The 2,597-nt window shown below is 44.5% G+C and carries 3 protein-coding genes; all 3 read left to right on the top strand.

Annotated elements, in window-relative coordinates:
- Nucleotides 1–83: 83 nt before the first annotated feature.
- The 3 genes from ACFFAP_RS37860 to ACFFAP_RS37850 all read left to right on the top strand — a co-directional run bounded on the left by ACFFAP_RS37860 (nt 84) and on the right by ACFFAP_RS37850 (nt 2,519).
- On the top strand, nt 84–1,196 hold the full coding sequence (locus ACFFAP_RS37860; RefSeq protein ID WP_375516009.1) for an alkene reductase: 1,113 nt from the start codon (nt 84–86) through the stop codon (nt 1,194–1,196).
- Between the two features lie 124 nt (nt 1,197–1,320).
- Entirely contained in the window at nt 1,321–1,752 is a 432-nt protein-coding gene (locus tag ACFFAP_RS37855; RefSeq protein ID WP_375516008.1) for a YybH family protein, read from the top strand.
- A 101-nt stretch (nt 1,753–1,853) separates the two neighbouring features.
- Nucleotides 1,854–2,519, top strand: a complete 666-nt coding sequence (locus ACFFAP_RS37850; RefSeq protein ID WP_375516007.1) for a nitroreductase family protein — start codon at nt 1,854–1,856, stop codon at nt 2,517–2,519.
- The last annotated feature ends 78 nt before the right edge of the window (nt 2,520–2,597 follow it).

Raw genomic sequence — 2,597 nt, 5'->3', positions numbered from 1 at the left:
GACTAGGGACTGGGGACTGGGGACTGGGGACTGGGCAGAAATAACCAATGACCAATGACTAAAATAATTTGGAGATATAACCAATGAGTACTAATATCAACTTATTCTCTCCTTACCAATTAGGGAATCTGGAACTACCTAACCGCATAGTAATGGCACCCTTAACTCGAAACAGGGCAGGTAAGGGAAACGTACCACACCAACTAAATGCTACCTACTACGTCCAACGTGCTTCCGCCGGACTGATTATTTCTGAAGCAACACAGGTAACTCCTGAAGGACAGGGTTATCCTGCGACACCAGGAATTCATTCACCAGAACAGGTGGAGGGCTGGAAGTTAGTAACCAATGCCGTACATAAGCAGGGAGGAAGAATTTTTCTGCAACTATGGCACGTAGGCAGGATTTCTCACCCTGACTTACAACCGAATGGAGTTTTACCTGTGGCACCTTCTGCCATTACTCCTAAAGGTGAAGCTGCAACTTATGAGGGGCTAAAACCTTTTCTAACTCCCCGTGCTTTAGAAACGTCTGAAATACCGCAGATAGTAGAACAGTACCGTCAGGGAGCGGCAAATGCACTAGCGGCTGGGTTTGATGGGGTGGAAATTCACGCAGCTAATGGTTATTTAATAGATCAGTTTCTCCGCGATCGCACCAATCAACGTACAGATAAATATGGGGGTGACATTGAAAATCGAACTCGATTCTTGTTGGAGGTGACAGAGGCGGTAACTAGTGTGTGGGATTCTAACCGAGTAGGAGTACGTTTATCTCCTAGTGGGACTTATAACGATATGCATGACTCCAATCCCCTGGAGACATTCGGTTATGCGGCTCAAGCGTTGAACCAGTTTAATTTGGCATATCTGCATATTTTTGAGGCAATAGAGGCAGACATTAGACATGGCGCGATAATTGTACCCACTAGTCATATACGCGATCGCTTTACAGGTACACTCATCGTCAATGGTGGTTATACTCGTGAAAAAGGCGATGCTGTACTGGCAAACAAAGCAGCAGATTTAGTTGCCTTTGGCACATTATTTATATCAAACCCCGATTTACCCCGACGCTTCGCTTTGAATGCACCACTAAATGAAGCAGATCAAGCAAGCTTTTATGGTGGCGATGAAAAAGGATATACAGACTATCCATTTTGGTCAGCTGCTAATGAGCCGGTAGCTAAGGCGTAATTCTTCTCCTCTGAATAATTAAAACCCACTTTCCGCACTCGAAAGTATCAAATCAAACTTTGGGCTTTTAGATTTTTCCCAGATACAACATCAGTAAAATGGTTGTAAAAATTGGTTGTGAACTATGAAAGATACTTTAGAAGAAGCGGAAATCAAAGAACGCGTTAACGATTGGCTAGCTGCGTTTAGTTCAGGCGACAAACCCTTTGATTTTTCTGTCCTAGACAATCTTTACTGGCAAGATGAACAATTCCTCGCCTTCGATACCCTCTCACCGCAGACCACTCGAATTCAAGGATGGCAATCGTATGAGGAAATATGGAAGCCCTTCATGACAGCAATAACACAGTGGCAAGTAAAATTAGTTGGGGATATTCAGATTTTCACAAGTGATAACATTACCGTCTCTGCTTTAATTTTTCATAGTACAGCAACCACCATAGGGAATGAGGCGGTTGGAATTACGGCTCATGCGACGCTTGTATGGGAGAAGCGAGAGGGACAATGGCGCATTATCCACGAGCATATCTCTAACCCGGTTAACATTCCCAATTAGAGAGGAACATATTACATTGCCCTGCTCTTTAACGCTTTTGAATCACTCTAAGCAGAGTAAAATCCGAAACCCTTTCATAACTCAACTATCAGGAGAATCTTATGAGTTCCATCACCCAAACCCAAGCTTTAGATGTACCCAGTGCGATCGCTCAACGTCGTTCCATCAAAACTTTTAAAACAGACCCTATCGCCCCAGAACTGCTTAAGCAACTAGTAGAGTTAACCGTGGCAGCACCTAGCAGCTTTAATATCCAAGACTGGCAAATTATTCTTGTGCAAGATGAGGCGCAAAAGGCAGCACTAGCAGCAGCATCGTGGAATCAACAGCAAATTGTCCAAGCACCTGTAACCTTTGTCTTTGCCGCCGATCCTAACGTCGGCGAACGAGACTTAACCCCAATTTTTGAGCAGGCAACTGAAACTGGGGCATGGAATGAAGGCACGATAAAGTACTTTAAAAGCGCCATTCCACAATTTCAAGCTGGGCTAGGCGACAAGCGACGCGAATATGCGATCAAAGATGCCATTATTGCCGCTACCCATTTGGTGTTAGCAGCAGAAAGTTTGGGATTATCCACTTGTTTTATGAACGGTTGGATTGAGGATCAGGTAAAACAAGTGATTGGTGCTGGGGATAATCCAGATTTAGCGATCGCTGTTTTAGTTCCTGTTGGCTATGCAGCAGAACCACGCTTAAATCCAGGTCGTTTGCCATTCTCCTCCAATGTCTCTGTAGACAAAATCGGTAACCCTTATGCAGGGTAGTTTTTTCTAAATTGGGAATGGGGAAGGTGGGGCCCCCTCTGGGGATAAGGGGTAATGGGGAATGGGGAATGAGTTTTT

This window comes from uncultured Nostoc sp. (assembly GCF_964245575.1).
GTDB lineage: Bacteria > Cyanobacteriota > Cyanobacteriia > Cyanobacteriales > Nostocaceae > Nostoc.
The sequence above is the reverse complement of the archived record's forward strand: the minus strand, read 5'-3'. Positions and strand labels throughout refer to the sequence as shown.

Coding starts and splice junctions, on each gene's coding strand:
- ACFFAP_RS37860 (WP_375516009.1), top strand. CDS start 84: ATGAGTACTAATATCAACTTATTCTCTCCTTACCAATTAGGGAATCTG.
- ACFFAP_RS37850 (WP_375516007.1), top strand. CDS start 1,854: ATGAGTTCCATCACCCAAACCCAAGCTTTAGATGTACCCAGTGCGATC.
- ACFFAP_RS37855 (WP_375516008.1), top strand. CDS start 1,321: ATGAAAGATACTTTAGAAGAAGCGGAAATCAAAGAACGCGTTAACGAT.